Origin of the sequence: Streptomyces sp. NPDC093510, from assembly GCF_040683555.1 — a bacterium.
Lineage (GTDB): Bacteria > Actinomycetota > Actinomycetes > Streptomycetales > Streptomycetaceae > Streptomyces.
Genome location: NZ_JBFBEE010000018.1, coordinates 1 through 17,652, shown reverse-complemented (window position 1 = coordinate 17,652; position 17,652 = coordinate 1). Strand labels below are relative to the sequence as shown.

Sequence of the window (17,652 nt, the reverse complement as noted above, 5' to 3'; positions counted from 1 at the left end):
GGAGCGCAGGAATGTCCGGAACAGCCGGAACCGTCGCCGACGCGAACGCGAACGCGGACGTGGTCCCGAACGTGGACGCGGACATGGGCGCGAACGCGAACGCGGACGCGGACGTGAGCGCGGACGTGAGCGCAGGACAGGCACTGACGTCCACGGCGGACGCCGTGCCGCCCGCCACGCGCAGACCGGGGACGCGCAAGGAGACCGACCTGTGGCTGCTCGAGGGTCTCGTGCCCGGGTCGGGCGTCAACAACCTCTCGCTGACCCTCGACGTGGAAGGCCCCGTCGACCGGGAGGCGCTCGCCCACGCGATACGCCTCGTCGTCCGCAGGCACGAGATCCTCCGCACCGTCTTCCACAGCTCCGACACGGACCTCACCAGCAGCGTCCTCGACCCGGCCCACACCGTCGTCGACGTGGTCGAGGCGACGGTCGGAGAGGCGGACGCGCAGCGGGCGGTCGAGGAGTTCGTCGGTGTGCCCTTCGCGCTCGACGGCGGCCTGCTCGTCCGCGGCGCGGTGTTCCGGATCGACGGCGCGGACCGCGACATCGTCTGCGTCGCGCTGCACCACCTGATCTTCGACGCCATGTCGACGCCGAGCCTGCTCGCCGAGCTGATCGGCGCGTACGAGGCCCCGGACCGGTACGACACGACGCCCGTGCCGCCGGCCGTGGAGCCCGAGCCCTCCGCCGAGAGCGTGCGGTTCTGGCGCGATCAACTGCGCGGATTCCACGCACCGGACAGCTTGTGGATCGGCAGCCCGCCCTCGCCCGAACCCGACCTGGCGGGCGGCACGTCCTGGCACCGGCTCTCCGCCGACGCGCGCGCCGTCGTACGCCGTCTGGAGAAGGAGCTGCGCGCGCCGGAAGCCGTCATCCTGCTCGCGGCGTACTGCCTGCTCCTGTCCCGGCACGGCGCGGGAGCGGACATAGTCGCGGGCTCGCCGGTGAGCGTGCGGCCCGCGGGCCGCGAGGGCGCGATCGGCTACCACGTGAACGTGCTGCCGCTGCGGGTGCACGTGGACGCGGCCAAGCCGTTCAAGCGGCTCGTCAACCGTGCCCGTGGCGTCTTCCTCGAAGGGCTCGGGAACTCCGGCGTCCCTGCCGAGTCCGTCCTCGACGAGGTCCGCGAGCCAGCGAGCACCTGGCGGAACTCGCTCACCAACCACCTGTTCAACTACGTGCCCGGCGGCATGTCCGCCGAGTTCGCCTTCGGCGGTCACCCGGCCGGGCTGCGCCGCGTCGAGAACGGCTACAGCAAGTTCGACCTGGAGTTCTTCTTCCTGGCGGAGGAGATCCGTGCGGTCTTCCGCACCCAGGCCTTCTCCGCCACCGAGGTCGACCTGCTGCTCGCCCGCTACGACGCGCTGCTCGTCGAGCTCGGCGAGCACCTGGACCGGCCCGTCGGCGAGCTCTCGGTGTGGTGCGCGGCGGACCGGGCGGCGGTCGGCGCCGGCGACCGGCACGAGTTCGGCGCGGGCGTACGGGCCTTCGTCGCCGCGCCCGACGGCGCCGAGCTGCCGGTCCTGGTCCGGGGCGAGCTGTGCCTGGAGCACACGGCCGAGGGCAGGACCGTCCGGACGGGCGACCTGGTGCGCTGGCTGCCGGACGGCCGCATCGAGCTGCTCGGCCGCGTGGCGGGGCGGGAGGAGGGGCGGCAGGAGAAGGCCGCCGGTGTCCAGGAGGCGGTGGCCCAGAAGGCGGCCGCGGGCGGTGACGTCGAAGCTCTCACGGCCCGACTCCTGCCGCTCTGGCGCGAGTTCCTCAAGGGCGAGGAGGTGACGGCCGACTCCGGGTTCTTCGCGAGCGGCGGCAACTCGCTGCTCGCGCTCCAGCTCCTCAAGCGCGTCAAGAAGGACATCGGGGCCGAGCGGAAGGCCAGGCTGGCCGACCTCTTCGCGCACCCGACCCCACGTCGGCTCGCCCACTTCCTGTCGGGGGAGGCGCGCTGAAGTGAACGTCTCCGAAGTGAACGTCTTCCTCAATGAATTCCCCGCGGGCGTAGGCGTAGGCGCGGAGGTGGAGGCAGCAGTGGAGGCGGGCGTGGACACGGCGGCGCTCGCCGGGACCACCGTCGGCCTCAAGGCGGCCGTCGCCGCCCGCGAAGCCGTCGCCACCGGCCAGAGCCACGTCCACGACCCGCAGTGGTGGGCCGGGCGCGACGCCGTCGTCGTCGAGCGGCTGCGCGCCGCCGGGGCACGGATACTCGGCCACACGCTCATGTCCGAGCACGCGCTCGGCCGCCCGGACCCGGCGCTCGGCTTCCCGGTGCCCCGCAATCCCTGGGACATGGACCGCTGGACGGGCGGATCGAGCGGCGGCAGCGCGGCGGGCGTCGCCGCGGGCGCGTTCGGCCTGGGCATCGGCACCGACACCAACGGCTCCATCCGCATCCCCGCCGCACTGTGCGGGGTCACCGGCCTCAAGCCGACGCACGCCGCGGTGCCGCTGGACGGCTGCCTCCCGCTCAGCCCCTCCCTCGACGTGGTGGGCCCGCTGGCCCGCACCGCGCGGGCCTGCGCCGAGGCGCTCGCGGTCATGACGGGACGTACCGGCGAACTGGACCACCCCGACGGCGGGGGCCGCTGGAAGGACCGGCTCGCAGGGGCGCGGGTCGGCGTACCGCGGCGGGCCCTGAAGGAGTCCGCCGGGTGCTCGGAGGACTGCGAGGAGGCGTTCGAGCGGGCCCTCGGACAGCTGCGGGAGCTCGGCGCGGACATCGTCGACGTAGAACTGCCGGAGGTCTACCCGCTCTACGCAGCTCAGTTGGTGACGCTCCTGACCGAGGGCTACGCACTGCACGCGGACGGTCTGCGGGAGCGCTGGGCCGAGTACGGGCGGCCGTTCCGGCGCACCATCGTGCTCGGCGGGCTGATCCCGGACGAGACCCGCGTGCTCGCCGAGCGGGTGCGGGCCTGGGCACGGGACGCGCTGACCGACCGTTTCCAGGGACTCGACGCCGTCGCCACGCCGACCTGGCCGGGGACGGCTCCCCGCCTCGACGACGCGCAGGCGCTGCAGACGGTCTCCTGGCTGCCCGCGCTGTGGAGCGCGGTCGGCTTCCCGGCGATCGCCCTGCCGATGGGGCCGGGCGCCGACGGCCTGCCGCTCTCGCTCCAGCTGGCCGGACTCCCGGACACCGACTTCGCGCTGGCCTCCCTCGCGGACGTCTACCAACAGCACACCGCCTGGCACCTGAACGGTCCGCCCAGGCCGCGGGAGCGGGAAGCGGACGGGCCCGTGCCGACGCCCGTGCCAACGCCCGCGCCCGAGCCGGCGGCCGTCGTCGTGCCCCGGAGCGGCGGTGGCTCGGCCGAGACGCTGCAGCAGGTCACCGTGCTGCTCGACGGCCTCGGCCTGGGCCGGTCGATCGCCCCCGACGAGATCCAGGAGCTCACCGGCCAGTGGGAGCTCATGTCCATGCTCTTCGCCTTCCTCGCCGAGACCCCCGTGGGAAACACGCCATGAACGCGCATGTGAACGACCTCACCGACAACCCCTGGATACGCCGCTACCGCACCTCGCAGGACGGTGCGCCGCGCCTGGTCTGCTTCCCGCACGCGGGCGGCTCCGCCAGCTTCTACTTCCCGCTGGCCCAGGCCCTCGCGCCCGGCATCGACGCTCTCGTCGTCCAGTACCCGGGCCGCCAGGACCGCCGCGCCGAACCCTTCGTCGACAGCGTCCCGGCCCTCGCCGACCACATCGCGGCCGCGCTGCGCCCGTTCGCCGGCGGACCCGGCGGACCCGGTGAACCCGGCGCATCCGGTGAACCCGGTGAACCGCTGACGTTCTTCGGTCACAGCCTTGGCGCCGTACTCGCCTTCGAGGTCGCGCGCCGCCTGGCCGCGGACTCCCGGGGGCCGCGGCGGCTGTTCGTCTCGGCGCGCCGGGCCCCGTCGCGGCCGCGCGTCGAATCCGTCCACACCAAGACCGACGACGAGCTGATCGCGCAGGTCAGGCGGCTCAGCGGCACGGACCCGCGGGTCCTTGGCAACGAGGAGATCATGCGGATGGCGCTGCCCGCCATCCGCAACGACTACCGCGCCATCGAGACCTACCGCCCCGAGCCCGGCGCCCGCGTCGACTGCCCTCTGACCGTCCTCGTCGGCGACGACGACCCGACGACCACGGTGGCCGAGGCCGCCGCCTGGAGCGAGCACACGACGAGCGGCTGCGATCTGCGGGTCTTCGCCGGTGGCGGGCACTTCTACCTCGCCGACCCGGGCCGGGACAAGGAAGTGTGCGACGCGATCCGCGAGGGCATGCGGGTGCCGGTACCGGGTGGGCTGCGATGACGAACGTGGCCGCCGAGGAGCGCCAGGGGCCGCAGCCCCGGCAGCAGCCGCAACAGCCCCAGCCCCAGCCCCGAACCCAGCCCCGGCCCCAGGTCCTGGCGGGAGATCTGCTGCCCGGCCGGTTCGAGGAGCAGGCGCGGCTCACCCCGGACGTGGTGGCGGTGCTGGCCGGCGGGGGCGCCGGTGCCGGTGCGGCTGATGCGACCCGCGTCACGTACGCCGAGCTCAACGCCCGGGCCAACCGCCTCGCCCACCACCTCATCGGCGCGGGCATCGGCCCCCACGACCTCGTCGCCGTCGCCATGCGGCGTTCGGCGGAGCTGGTGGTGGCCTTCCTCGCGGTGCTGAAGGCCGGTGCGGCGTACGTCCCCTTCGACGTCGAACTCCACTCCCAGCGGCTCCAGTTCATGAAGCGGGACGCGCGGCCCGCGCTGCTCCTGACGACGGCGGCCGACGCCGACTCGGTCATCGATGACGCCGACTCGGTCATCGATGACGCCGACTCGGGCGTCGACGAAGAGGACGACACGGTTCCGGTGCTCGTCGTGGACGCCCCCGGGACGGCGCGCGAGCTGGCGGACGCCTCCGGGGCGAACCCCTCCGACGCCGACCGCGAAGCCCCTCTGCGCCCCGACCACGCCGCGTACGTCATCTACACCTCCGGCTCGACGGGCACGCCCAAGGGCGTCGTCGTCACGCACCACGCGCTCGCCGCCTACCTCGCCTACGCGCGCACCGCCTACCCGAGCGTGTCCGGCACGGCGCTGCTGCACTCGTCCGTCGCCTTCGACATGACGGTGACGACCCTGTACGCACCCCTGACGACGGGCGGCACGCTCGTCATCAACCCCCTCGATGACCCCGGCGTCCGGCCGACCTTCCTCAAGGTCACCCCCTCCCACCTGGCACTCCTGGCCACGCTGCCGCCCGAGGCGGCACCGAGCCGGGAACTGGTGGTCGGCGGCGAGCTGCTCCTGCCGGAGGTCGTGGAGGCGTTCCGTGAGAACCACCCGCACGTCACCGTCGTCAACGAGTACGGGCCGACCGAGGCCGCCGTCGGCTGCTGCGTGCACATCGTCCGCCCCGGCGACACGCTGCCGCCCGGGGCGGTCCCCATCGGCCGCCCGACGACCGCGACCACGCTCTACGTACTGGACGAGAAGCTGACTCCGGTCGCGCCGGGCGAGACGGGCGAGCTGTACATCGCGGGCGACCAGCTGGCCCGCGGCTACCTGCACCGCCCCGACCTGACCGCCGACCGTTTCGTCACCGACCCGTACGGCCCGCCCGGCACCCGCATGTACCGCACCGGCGACCGCGTACGCCAGAACGCCGAAGGCGACCTCGAATACCTCGGCCGTTTCGACGCCCAGGTCAAGATCCGCGGCTACCGCATCGAACTGGGCGAGATCGAGTCCGTGCTGCTGCGCCACGAGGACGTGGCCCGGGTGGCGGTCACCGTGTTCCGCGAGGGCACGCACGGCGCGCACCTGGTGGCGTACGTCGTCCCCCGAAGCCCTCGGCCGGGGACGGGCGCGCCCCCGTACGACGGGAGCGGGCTGCGCGCGTACGCCGCCGGGCACCTGCCCGACTACATGGTCCCCAGTGCCTTCGTCACGCTGGACGAACTCCCGTTGAACGCCAACGGCAAGCTGGAGACGAGGGAACTCCCCGCCCCCCGCTTCGCCGCGCTCACCGCGTTCCGCGCGCCCGCCACCGAGGTGCAGACGCTGCTGTGCGGCCTGTTCGCCGAATTCTCCGGCGCCGAGCGGGTCGGCCTCGACGACGACTTCTTCGCGCTCGGCGGCACGAGCCTCGGCGCCGCCCAGATCGCGAGCAAGGCCCGCCGCGGCGGCGTCCGCTTCAGCCTCCGGGACGTACTCGACCACCGGACGGTGCGACGCCTCGCGGAGGCCGTCCACTGAGAACCGGCACACCCCTCAATTCCCGAACGTCCGAAACCCGAACTCCCGAAACCCGAACTCGCGAACTTCTGAGGAGACAAGAACACATGCAGCTCTTGCAGTTGGCAGGAATGGGATGGATATCCCGGTCGCTCAGCGTCGCCGCCCGCCTCGACATCGCCTCACGCCTCGTTGACGGCCCGAAGACGCCGGAGGAGATCGCCGAGCTCTGCGACGCCGATCCGGACGGCATCCGCTATCTGCTGCGCGTGCTCGGCGTCGTGGGCGTGTTCCACGAGAACGAGGACGGCACCTTCCAGCACACCGAGATCTCGCAGCAGCTGCGCGACGACCATCCGCAGTCGATGCGCCACTGGTGCGTGCTCGGCGGCGAGATGTACTACGACGTATGGCGTGACCTGCTGACGACGGTGCAGACCGGCAAGCCCGCTTCCCGCTCGGAATACGGCAGTTCCATCTACGCCTACATGGACAAGGACAGCGACGCCGGCGAGGTCTACGACAAGGCGATGGTCGACATCGCCCGCCCCGCCGCCGCCGAGATCGCGCGCGACTTCGATTTCTCGTGGGTCAACAAGTCCATCGACGTCGGCGGCGGCAGCGGCCATCTGCTGAAGACGATTCTGGCAGCCCACCCCACGATGGAAGGCGTGGTCGCCGAGCGCGCCGACGTCGCAGAACGCGGCGCCAAGTCCCTTGCCGAGGAGGGCGACGACGACCTCTCCCGGCGGCTCTCCTTCACCCCGGTCGACTTCTTCGAGAAGGTGCCGAGCGGCGGCGACGCGTACTTCCTGAAGAACGTGCTGCACAACTGGAGCCCCGAAAGCAGCATCCGCATTCTGAAGACGATCCGCCGCGCGATGGTGGGCACCGTCGAGGAACACGAAGGGGTCGGTGTCGAGCCCACGCTCTTCATCATCGAACCGCTCCTCGGCCACGACAACGTGTCGTCGATCCGGGCGCTCTTCCAGATGGTCGTGTGCGAGGAAGGCACCCGCATCCGCTCGGAGGAAGACCTGCGAAGCCAGGTGGCGAGCGCGGGACTCGAGATCCGCTCCATCAAGAACCTGGGCACAGAACACAGCGTCATCGAATGCCGCCTGGCCCGGGACTGACGGAAACAGACACTGCGATGTACAGGAACGAGAACATCATGTGGGACGCGCAATTCGAATACATTCTCCGCGCCTGGCTTCCTTTCCTTCCCGAAGAGACGCCGATCACCGCCGACCTGAACCTGCGTGACGCGGGGCTGGATTCGCTGGGCACGGTGGACCTGCTGTTCTCCGTCGAGAACAGCTATGACGTCAAGTTCACCGATTCCGCACTCGACATGGAGACCTTCGCCACTGCGGATTCGCTGTGGCGCACCATCTCCGAACTGAAGCGCACCGCCGAAGCGCGCTGATCTCTCTTCTCTCTTTCACATCCCGATAGGTGAACCACGTGTCGAACCAGCCGTACGAGTCGAACGAACAGAAGCTCCTCGACTACCTCAAGCGGGCCACCGCAGAGCTGCAGGACACTCGTCGGCGGCTGCGCGACGAGGAGGACAAGCAGCGGGAACCGATCGCCATCGTCGGAATGGCGTGCCGGTACCCGGGCGGAGTCTCCTCGCCGGAGGACCTGTGGAAGCTGCTCTCCACGGGCAGCGACGCGGTGGCGGAGTTCCCGGACGACCGTGGCTGGGATGTGGAGGGCATCTACGACCCGGACCCGGAGGCCATGGGCCGGGCGGGCAGGACGTACTCGAACGAGGGCGGATTCCTCGACGGCGCTGCCGAGTTCGACGCGGACTTCTTCGGGATCAGCCCGCGCGAGGCGCTGGCGACGGACCCGCAGCAGCGGCTGCTCCTGGAGACGTCGTGGGAGGCTCTGGAGCGGGCCGGGATCGACCCGGGTGCCCTGCGTGGCACCCGGACCGGCGTGTTCGCGGGCGTCATGTACCACGACTACGGCTCACGCCTGCACGACGTCCCCGACGATGTCAGCGGCTTCCTCGGCAACGGCAGCGCGGCGAGCGTCGTTTCGGGCCGTGTGTCGTACACGCTGGGTCTTGAGGGCCCCGCGGTTTCGGTGGACACGGCGTGCTCGTCCTCGCTGGTGACGGTGCATCTGGCGGCGCAGGCGCTGCGGGGCGGAGAGTGCTCGCTGGCCCTGGCGGGCGGCGTGACCGTGATGTCGACGCCCGACACCTTCATCGAGTTCAGTCGTCAGCGGGGTCTTGCGGCGGATGGCCGGTGCAAGGCGTATGCGGAGGGTGCGGACGGTACGGGTTGGGGCGAGGGTGTGGGTGTCCTGGTCCTGGAGAAGTTGTCGGATGCGCGGCGCAACGGGCATCGGGTGCTGGCGGTGGTGCGGGGTTCGGCGGTCAATCAGGACGGTGCGAGCAGCCAGTTGACGGCGCCGAATGGTCCTTCGCAGCAGCGGGTGATTCGTCAGGCGCTGGCGGCGGCGGGTGTGTCTGCCGGTGATGTGGATGTGGTCGAGGGGCACGGGACCGGCACGCGGCTCGGGGACCCGATCGAGGCGCAGGCGTTGCTGGCGACGTATGGGCAGGGTCGGGCGGAGGGTGAGCCGTTGTGGCTGGGTTCGGTGAAGTCGAACCTTGGTCATACGCAGGCTGCTGCTGGTGTCGCGGGGATCATGAAGATGGTGCTGGCGATGCAGCACGAGGTTCTTCCGGCGACGTTGCATGTGGATGCGCCGAGTTCGCAGGTGGACTGGGCTGCGGGTGAGGTGCGGCTGCTGACGGAGGCGCGGGAGTGGCCTGCCGGGCGGGCCGGGCGTGCGGGGGAGCGGGTGCGGCGGGCTGGTGTGTCGTCGTTCGGTATCAGTGGCACCAATGCGCATGTGATCGTCGAGGAGGCTCCGGCGCTCGCGTCGGGTGACGATGCGTCCGTCCTACGGGAGTTGGGGGCTGTTCCGTGGGTGCTGTCGGGGAAGACGGCGGAAGCGGTTCGGGATCAGGCGGCACGGTTGCTCTCGTACGTCGAGGAGCGCCCCGGCATGGATCTCGTGGCGGGCGGTTTCACGCTGGCGACGGCTCGGTCTGCGTTCGCGCATCGGGCCGGTGTGGTGGCCGGCGGCCGGGAGGCGCTGCTGGACGGGCTGCGGGCGGTTGTTAATGGCGGGGCGTCGTTGCAGGGGACGGCCGTCGGTGGTGGCCGGGTTGGCCTTCTGCTGACGGGCCAGGGCAGTCAGCGGTTGGGGATGGGCCGTGAGCTGTATGGCGCCTTCCCGGTGTTCGCCGCTGCTTGGGACGAGGTGTGTGCCGCGCTCGACGTGCACTTGGATCGGCCGCTTGCTGAGGTCGTCTTCGGTGCTGATGCTGCGGTCTTGGACGCGACTGGGTTCACGCAGCCCGCGCTGTTCGCTTTCGAAGTGGCGTTGTTCCGGCTCGTTGAGTCGTGGGGTGTGCGTGCTGATGTTTTGGCGGGTCATTCCATAGGTGAGTTGGCGGCCGCGTATGTGGCTGGTGTGTGGTCGTTGGAGGATGCGGCTCGGCTGGTGTGCGCTCGGGGCCGGCTGATGCAGGACCTTCCGGCCGGTGGAGCGATGTGTGCGGTGCAGGCCGGTGAGGATGAGGTGCGGGCGGCTCTGGTTGACGGGGCCGACATCGCCGCGGTGAACGGGCCTGCCTCCGTGGTGGTTTCCGGTGGCGAGGCTGCTGTGGACGACGTCGCCGCGTATTTCGCTGGGTTGGGCCGGAAGGTGAAGCGTCTTTCGGTCAGCCATGCCTTCCACTCGGCGTTGGTGGAGTCGATGCTGGCCGAGTTCGGTGAGGTTGCGGCGGGGCTGACGTATGAGCGGCCGCATTTGGCGTTGGTGTCGACGCTGACGGGTCAGGCCCTCTCGTATGAGGAACTGTCGGACCCCGAGTACTGGGTGCGTCACGTGCGCGGCACCGTCCGGTTCGCCGACGCGGTGAACACGCTCGCCGGGCAGGGTGTGAGCACCTTCCTGGAGGTGGGACCGGACGCGGTACTGACCGCGATGGCCGCTGAGACCCTCACCGACAGCGACGCCGTGCTGGTTCCGGCTTTGCGTCGGGGCCGGACCGAGGCTCAGGCCGTTGTCGAGGCGGTGACCCGGCTGTACGCGCACGGCGTGGCCGTCGACTGGCGGGCCTTCTTCGACGGTACGGGTGCCACGCCAGTGGACCTCCCGACGTATGCCTTCCAGCGGCAGCGCTACTGGCTGGACGCCGGTGAGTCCTATGCGGGCGACGTGTCGGTGGTCGGCCTCGTGGACGCAGAGCACCCGTTGCTGGGCGCGGCAGTCGAGCTGCCGGACTTCGACGGTGCGCTGCTCACCGGGCGTCTGTCGCTGGCGTCGCATGCGTGGCTTGCGGATCACGCGGTCGGTGGCACGGTCGTGGTGCCGGGTGCGGCGGTCGTGGAGATGGTGGTGCGGGCCGGCGACGAGGTCGGTTGTGGCACTGTCGAGGATCTGACGCTGCATGCCCCGCTGGTTCTGGATGAGCGTGGTGCGGTGGTGCTGCGGGTCCAGGTCGGTGAGGCCGATGAGAGCGCACGGCGGGCTGTCACTGTGCACTCGCGTCCGGATGACGCGGCGGATGTGCCGTGGACCCGGCATGCCGAGGGTGTGCTGGTGGCCGGGGTTCCGGAGGCGGACTTCGATCTGGGGGTGTGGCCGCCGGCCGGTGCGGAGCCGGTCGCGGTGGGCTCGCTGTATGGGGATCTCGCGGCGTCCGGTTTGGAGTACGGGCCTGTCTTCCAGGGCCTGAAAGTGGCCTGGCGCGCGGGCGAGGACGTCTACGCCGAGGTCGTCCTGCCGGAGGGCACCGCGACCGACGGGTTCGGGCTGCACCCGGCGCTCCTCGACGCCGCCCTGCACGGCATCGGGCTGAGCCCGCAGGCGGGTGAGGAAGCCGAACTGCCCTTCTCCTGGAGCGATGTCACCTTGCACGCGGCTCAGGCGGGTGCGTTGCGGGTGCGGATCACGCCGGGGACCTCCGGGTGGGTGCTGCGGCTTGCCGACAGTGCGGGCGCCCCCGTGGCCACGATCGGCTCGCTCGCACTGCGGGCCGTGTCGGCGGAGCACATGGATGGTGCGTCGACGGCCGGGCGTGGGCGTGATTCCTTGTTCCGGGTGGAGTGGCAGGAGCTGCCCGCTTCCGGGAACGCGGTGCCGGATGGCAAGGGCGCTGATCTGTCGGTCATGTCCTTCTCCGGTGTCGGGCGGGGGCCGGGCGCGGTGGCCGAACGTGCGTTGGAGGCCGTGCAGGAGTGGCTGGCGGCCGAGCATGCGGATGGTGCGCGGCTCGCGGTCGTCACCTCCGGTGCGGTCGCCGCCGCCGCGGGTGACAAGGTGCCCGATGCGTCCGCTGCCGCAGTGCACGGCCTCGTCCGCTCCGCGCAGTCGGAGCACCCGGGACGCATCGTCCTGGTCGATGTCGATGTCGATGTCAATGCCGACGGTGAGGTCGATGAGGGTGGTGCCGGTGCTGGCACCGGGCGACGGGCCGAGTTCTTGTCGCTGGTGGCCCAGTACGGCTACGCCGAGCCGGAGTTGGCCGTGCGCGAAGGCCGCGTGTACGCGCCGCGGCTGGTGCGTGCGCCGCTCGGTGCCGAGCGCTCTGCCGCCCCCCTCCGCCTCGCGGAGGGCACCGTCCTGGTGACCGGGGCCTCAGGTGCGCTGGGTGGCCTCTTCGCCAAGCACCTTGTGTCCGACTACGGCGTACGTCACCTGCTCCTCGTCTCCCGTCGGGGCGACGCGGCACCAGGAGCCGACGAACTCGCGGCTGAGCTGGACCAGTTGGGCGCGCGCGTGTCCTGGGCGGCCTGTGATGTCTCTGACCGGCAGGCGTTGGCCGACGTCCTGGAGGCCGTTCCGGCTGAGTACCCGTTGACGGGTGTGGTGCACGCGGCGGGTGTCCTGGACGACGGTCTGCTGGAGAAGCTCACCCCGGAGCGGCTGCACGCCGTGCTGGCTCCGAAGGCGGAGGCGGCCCGGCACTTGGACGAGCTGACGCGGGAGCGGGGCGCGGAACTGTCTCTGTTCGTGCTGTTCTCATCCGCTGCGGCGACGCTGGGCAGTGCGGGCCAGGCCAACTATGCGGCTGCCAATGCCTACTTGGACGCCCTCGCGACCCGGCGCCGGGCCGCTGGGCTGCCCGGCCTCTCCCTGGGCTGGGGCCTGTGGACCCTGGAGTCCGGTGGCATGGGCGGTGCTGTCGGCGCGGCCGAGCTGTCCCGTATGGAAGACAGCGGGCATGGCGCGCTCTCGGCGGAGGATGGCCTGGCACTGTTCGACGCGGCGGTGGGCCTGAGCCGATCGGCTTCGGGCGGTGATGCCGGTTCGGGCGACGATGCCGGTTCGGACGACGACGCCGGCTCGGGCGAGGCAGTGCTGGTGCCGATGCGTTTCGACGCGGTCAAGGCGCGGCGGTCCGGCACCGGCCCCGAGCCGCTGCTGCGGGCTCTGGTCCGAGGGGCCGCCCGGCGCACGGCGCGTACCACCGCCGGGCACGGCCACGGCGAAGGCGAACAGGGTCTCGCCGCGCGGCTGGCGAGCCTCGGGGCCGTCGCCCGGCACGAACACCTCCTCGACCTCGTCCGCGAGGCCGCGGCCACGGTCCTCGGCCACGCGGCCGGGCATTCCATCGACCCGGGCCTGCCGTTCAAGGATCTCGGCTTCGACTCGCTGACGGGCGTCGAGTTCCGCAACCGTCTGGCGGCGGTCACCGGCCTGCGCCTGCCCGCCACGCTCGTCTTCGACTACCCGAACGCCACCGCCCTCGCCCTCCTCCTCCACGAGGAGCTGCTCGGCGAGACGGCCGCCGGCACGGACACCGCGGCGGCCTCCACGACGTCGGCGGCATCGAAGGGCGCGGTCGACGAGCCGGTCGCGATCGTCGGGATGGCGTGCCGCTTCCCGGGCGGGGTCTCCTCGCCGGAGGACCTGTGGAAGCTGCTCTCCACGGGCAAGGACGCGGTCAGCGCGTTCCCGGCCGACCGGGACTGGGACGTGGAGGGCATCTACGATCCCGATCCGGACGCCCCGGGCAAGACCTATGCCAGGCACGGCGGCTTCCTGGACCGTGCCGCGGACTTCGACGCGGAGTTCTTCGGGATCAGCCCGCGCGAGGCGCTGGCCATGGACCCGCAGCACCGGATCCTCCTGGAGACGTCGTGGGAGGCCCTTGAGCGGGCCGGCATCGAGCCGGGTTCGCTGCGTGGCAGTTCGACCGGTGTCTTCCCCGGGATCATGTACCACGACTACAGCGAGGTGCTCGCTCGTTCCGCGCAGCGGGACACCGAGGGCTTCATGGGCGTGGGCGGCAGTCTCGCGTCGGGCCGTGTGTCGTACACGTTGGGTCTTGAGGGTCCTGCTGTGTCGGTGGACACGGCGTGTTCGTCATCGCTGGTGTCGGTGCACTTGGCTGCGCAGGCGCTGCGGAGTGGTGAGTGTTCGCTGGCCCTTGCGGGTGGCGTGACGGTGATGTCGACTCCGGAGACGTTCATCGAGTTCAGCCGTCAGCGGGGCCTCGCGGCGGATGGCCGGTGCAAGGCGTACGCGGAGGGCGCGGACGGCACTGGCTGGGGCGAGGGCGTCGGCGTACTCGTCCTGGAGAAGCTCTCCGACGCGCGGAAGAACGGCCACCGCGTGCTGGCCGTGGTGCGGGCCTCGGCCGTCAATCAGGACGGCGCGAGCAATGGCCTCACAGCGCCCAACGGACCCTCGCAACAGCGTCTGATCGAAAAGGCGTTGGCGGCGGGTGGCGTGTCCGCCGGTGACGTGGACGTGGTCGAAGGACATGGGACCGGGACGCGCCTGGGTGACCCCATTGAGGTGCAGGCGCTCCTGGCGACGTACGGACAGGCGAGGACCGCCGATGAGCCGTTGTGGCTGGGTTCGGTGAAGTCGAATCTGGGTCATACGCAGGCCGCTGCTGGTGTCGCGGGGATCATGAAGATGGTTCTGGCGATGCAGCACGAGGTTCTTCCGGCGACATTGCATGTGGATGCGCCGAGTTCGCAGGTGGATTGGGCTGCGGGTGAGGTGCGGCTGCTGACGGAGGCGCGGGAGTGGCGTGCGGGGGAGCGGGTGAGGCGGGCTGGTGTCTCGTCGTTCGGTATCAGCGGCACCAACGCCCACGTGATCGTCGAGGAAGCTCCCGCGCTGGACGGTGAAGCTGCCTCTGCCGACCGTGAGTTGCCGGTGGTGCCGTGGGTGCTGTCCGGGAAGACCGCGGAGGCCGTACGGAGTCAGGCTGTGCGGCTGCGCGAGTTCGTGCTGGCGGAGCCCGAGCGTGACCTGTCCGGAGTGGGGCTGACGCTCCTGACGGCTCGGTCTGCGTTCGCTCATCGGGCCGGTGTGGTGGCCGGGGACAGGGAGTCGTTCCTCGCTGGCCTTCAGGCGGTTGTGGATGGTGACGCGCCGTTGCGGGGTGTGGCGGCCGGTGGCCGACTGGCTGTGCTGCTGACGGGTCAGGGCAGTCAGCGGTTGGGGATGGGGCGTGAGTTGTATGGCGCTTTCCCGGTGTTTGCTGCTGTGTGGGACGAGGTGTGTGCCGCGCTCGACGTGCACTTGGATGGGCCGCTTGCTGAGGTCGTCTTCGGTTCTGAGGCTGCGGTCTTGGATGAGACCGCGTTCACGCAGCCTGCGTTGTTCGCGTTCGAGGTGGCGTTGTTCCGGTTGGTCGAGTCGTGGGGTGTGCGCGCTGATGTGCTGGCCGGGCATTCCATAGGTGAGCTGGCGGCCGCGTATGTCGCTGGTGTGTGGTCGTTGGAGGATGCGGCACGGCTGGTCTGCGCTCGGGGCCGGCTGATGCAGGGCCTGCCTTCTGGCGGGGCGATGTGTGCGGTGCAGGCCGGTGAGGACGAGGTGCGCGCCGCCCTGGTCGACGGGGTCGACATCGCTGCCGTGAACGGGCCCGCCTCCCTGGTGATCTCCGGCACTGAGGCGGCCGTAAACGAAGTCGCTGCGCACTTCGCTGAGTCGGGCCGCAAGGTGAAGCGGCTGTCGGTCAGCCACGCCTTCCACTCCTCGCTGATGGAGCCGATGCTGGCCGAGTTCGGTGAGGTCGCTGCGGGGCTGACGTATGGGCGGCCGCAGATGGCGTTGGTGTCGACGCTGACGGGTCAGGCGCTCTCGTACGAGGAACTGTCGGACCCCGAGTACTGGGTGCGTCACGTGCGCGGCACCGTCCGGTTCGCCGACGCCGTGAGCACCCTCGCCGGGCAGGGTGTGAGCGCCTTCCTGGAGGTGGGTCCGGAGGCGGTGCTGACCGCGATGGCCGCTGAGACCCTCACCGACACGGACACGGACACGGACACGGACGTCGTGCTGGTGCCGGCCCTGCGCCGGGACCGGGCCGAGGCTCAGGCCGTCGTCGAGGCGGTGACCCGGCTGTACGCGCACGGCGTGGCCGTCGACTGGCGGGCCTTCTTCGACGGTACGGGTGCCACGCCGGTGGACCTGCCGACGTACGCCTTCCAGCACGAGCACTACTGGCCCAAGAAGGCCCTCGGCGCCGGTGATGTCCAGGCAGCCGGGCTGGTCAACGCCGGGCACCCGTTGCTCGGGGCGGCTGTGGCGATGCCCGACACCGATGGCGCGTTGTTCACTGGGCGTCTGTCGCTGGCGTCGCATGGGTGGCTTGCGGATCACGCGGTGGGTGGCGTGGTTGTGGTGCCGGGTGCGGCGGTCGTGGAGATGGTGGTGCGGGCCGGTGATGAGGTCGGTTGTGGCACGGTCGAGGATCTGACGCTGCATGCTCCGCTGGTCGTGGATGAGCGTGGTGCGGTGGTGTTGCGGGTCCAGGTCGGTGAGGCCGATGAGAACGCGCGGCGGGCTGTCACTGTGCACTCGCGTCCGGATGACGCGGCGGACGTGCCGTGGGTCCGGCATGCCGAGGGTGTGCTGGTGGCCGGGGTTCCGGAGGCGGACTTCGATCTGGCGGTGTGGCCGCCGGCCGGTGCGGAGCCGGTCGCGGTGGACTCGCTGTATGGGGATCTCGCGGCGTCCGGTTTGGAGTACGGGCCTGTCTTCCAGGGGCTGAAAGCGGCCTGGCGCGCGGGCGAGGACGTCTACGCCGAGGTCGTCCTGCCCGATGGAGTGGAGTCCGACGGGTTCGGGCTGCACCCGGCCCTCTTGGACGCCGCCCTGCACGGCATCGGGCTCGGTGAGTTCGTCGGTGACGACGGGCGCGCGCTGCTGCCGTTCGCTTGGTCGGACGTCACGGTGTACGCGCACGGAGCCGCCGAGCTGCGCGTACGGATATCAGGGTCCGAGGGTGCCGGTGGGGTGCGGCTTCAGGTGGCTGACAGGGCCGGTCTTGCGGTGGCGTCGGTGGGGTCGTTGGTGTTGCGGGCGGTGTCGGAGGGGCAGTTGGCTTCGGCGGCTGCCGGTCGTGGTTTTGATTCGTTGTTCCGGGTGGAGTGGCGGGAGTTGGCTGCTTCGGGGAGCGAGGTGCCGGAAGGGCAGGGCTCGGAGGAGCGGGGCGCTGATCTGACGGTGGTGTCCTTCTCCGGTGACGGTGACGGTGACGTCGATGGTGAGGCAGTCTGCGTGGGCGCCGTTGCTGGGCGTGCGTTGGAGGTTGTGCAGGAGTGGCTGGCGGCCGGGCACGGGGATGGTGCGCGGCTGGTGGTCGTGACCTGTGGTGCGGTGGCTGCTGTCGCGGGTGATGGGGTGCCGGACGTGGCGGCTGCTGCTGTGCGTGGTCTGGTGCGTTCTGCGCAGGCCGAGCATCCGGGTCGGATCGTGCTGGTGGACACCGACGGGCCGGTGGACTCCCCTGAGGTCGAGGAGTCGGCTCGCGCTGTGGTCGTCCAACACGGTGACCAGGAGCCGCAGTTGGCGATCCGAGCCGGACGGGCGTTCGCGGCCCGGCTCGCGCGGGCCACCGACGCGGTCCTGCACGTTCCCGAGACGTCGGGTGTCGACGCCGACAAAACGCCGTGGCGTGTCGATTTCGCCGCGACGGGGACGTTGGACAGTTTCCGGGTGGCGGAGTTTCCGCAGGCGTCGGCGGAGTTGGGGCCGGGTGAGGTGCGGGTGGCGATCCGTGCGGCCGGTATGAACTTCCGTGATGTGCTGAATGTGCTCGGTATGTATCCGGGCGATGCGGGGCTGTTGGGTCTTGAGGCGGCCGGTGTGGTCATCGAGACCGGCCCCGACGTGGAGGGCCTCGTACCCGGCGACCGGGTCATGGGCTTGTTCTCCGGGGCGTTCGGCCCCCGGGCCGTCGTGGACCGACGGCACATCGCGCCGGTTCCGAGGGGTTGGTCGTTTGCTGAGGCGGCGGCGGCTCCGGTGGCGTATTTGACGGCGTACTACGCGTTGGTGGATCTGGCGGGTCTGAGCGCGGGTGAGTCGGTGCTGGTGCATGCCGCGTCCGGTGGTGTGGGGATGGCGGCGGTGCATGTGGCGCGTCATCTGGGTGCTGATGTGTTCGGCAC

The 17,652-nt window shown here is 70.9% G+C and carries 7 protein-coding genes; all 7 read left to right on the top strand.

From position 1 onward, the window contains the following. The first annotated feature begins 11 nt into the window (after positions 1-11). Positions 12-1,952, top strand: a complete 1,941-nt coding sequence (locus AB0N81_RS27465; protein WP_365362805.1) for a condensation domain-containing protein — start codon at positions 12-14, stop codon at positions 1,950-1,952. 1 nt (position 1,953) lies between these two features. Further along, on the top strand, positions 1,954-3,468 hold the full coding sequence (locus tag AB0N81_RS27460) for an amidase (protein WP_365362803.1): 1,515 nt from the start codon (positions 1,954-1,956) through the stop codon (positions 3,466-3,468). Then, positions 3,465-4,295, top strand: coding sequence for an alpha/beta fold hydrolase (locus tag AB0N81_RS27455; protein ID WP_365362802.1), 831 nt, complete (start codon positions 3,465-3,467; stop codon positions 4,293-4,295). Before AB0N81_RS27460 ends, AB0N81_RS27455 begins: the two co-directional genes overlap by 4 nt. Next, on the top strand, positions 4,292-6,220 hold the full coding sequence (locus AB0N81_RS27450) for an amino acid adenylation domain-containing protein (protein WP_365362800.1): 1,929 nt from the start codon (positions 4,292-4,294) through the stop codon (positions 6,218-6,220). The genes AB0N81_RS27455 and AB0N81_RS27450 overlap by 4 nt, the downstream gene beginning before the upstream one ends. An 86-nt stretch (positions 6,221-6,306) precedes the next feature. Further along, positions 6,307-7,335, top strand: coding sequence for a methyltransferase (locus AB0N81_RS27445; protein WP_365362798.1), 1,029 nt, complete (start codon positions 6,307-6,309; stop codon positions 7,333-7,335). A 17-nt stretch (positions 7,336-7,352) separates the two neighbouring features. After that, on the top strand, positions 7,353-7,628 hold the full coding sequence (locus AB0N81_RS27440) for a phosphopantetheine-binding protein (protein ID WP_365362796.1): 276 nt from the start codon (positions 7,353-7,355) through the stop codon (positions 7,626-7,628). A gap of 38 nt (positions 7,629-7,666) precedes the next feature. After that, positions 7,667-17,652 (top strand): SDR family NAD(P)-dependent oxidoreductase (locus AB0N81_RS27435; RefSeq protein ID WP_365362794.1); only part of this gene is annotated, 9,986 nt, incomplete at its 3' end.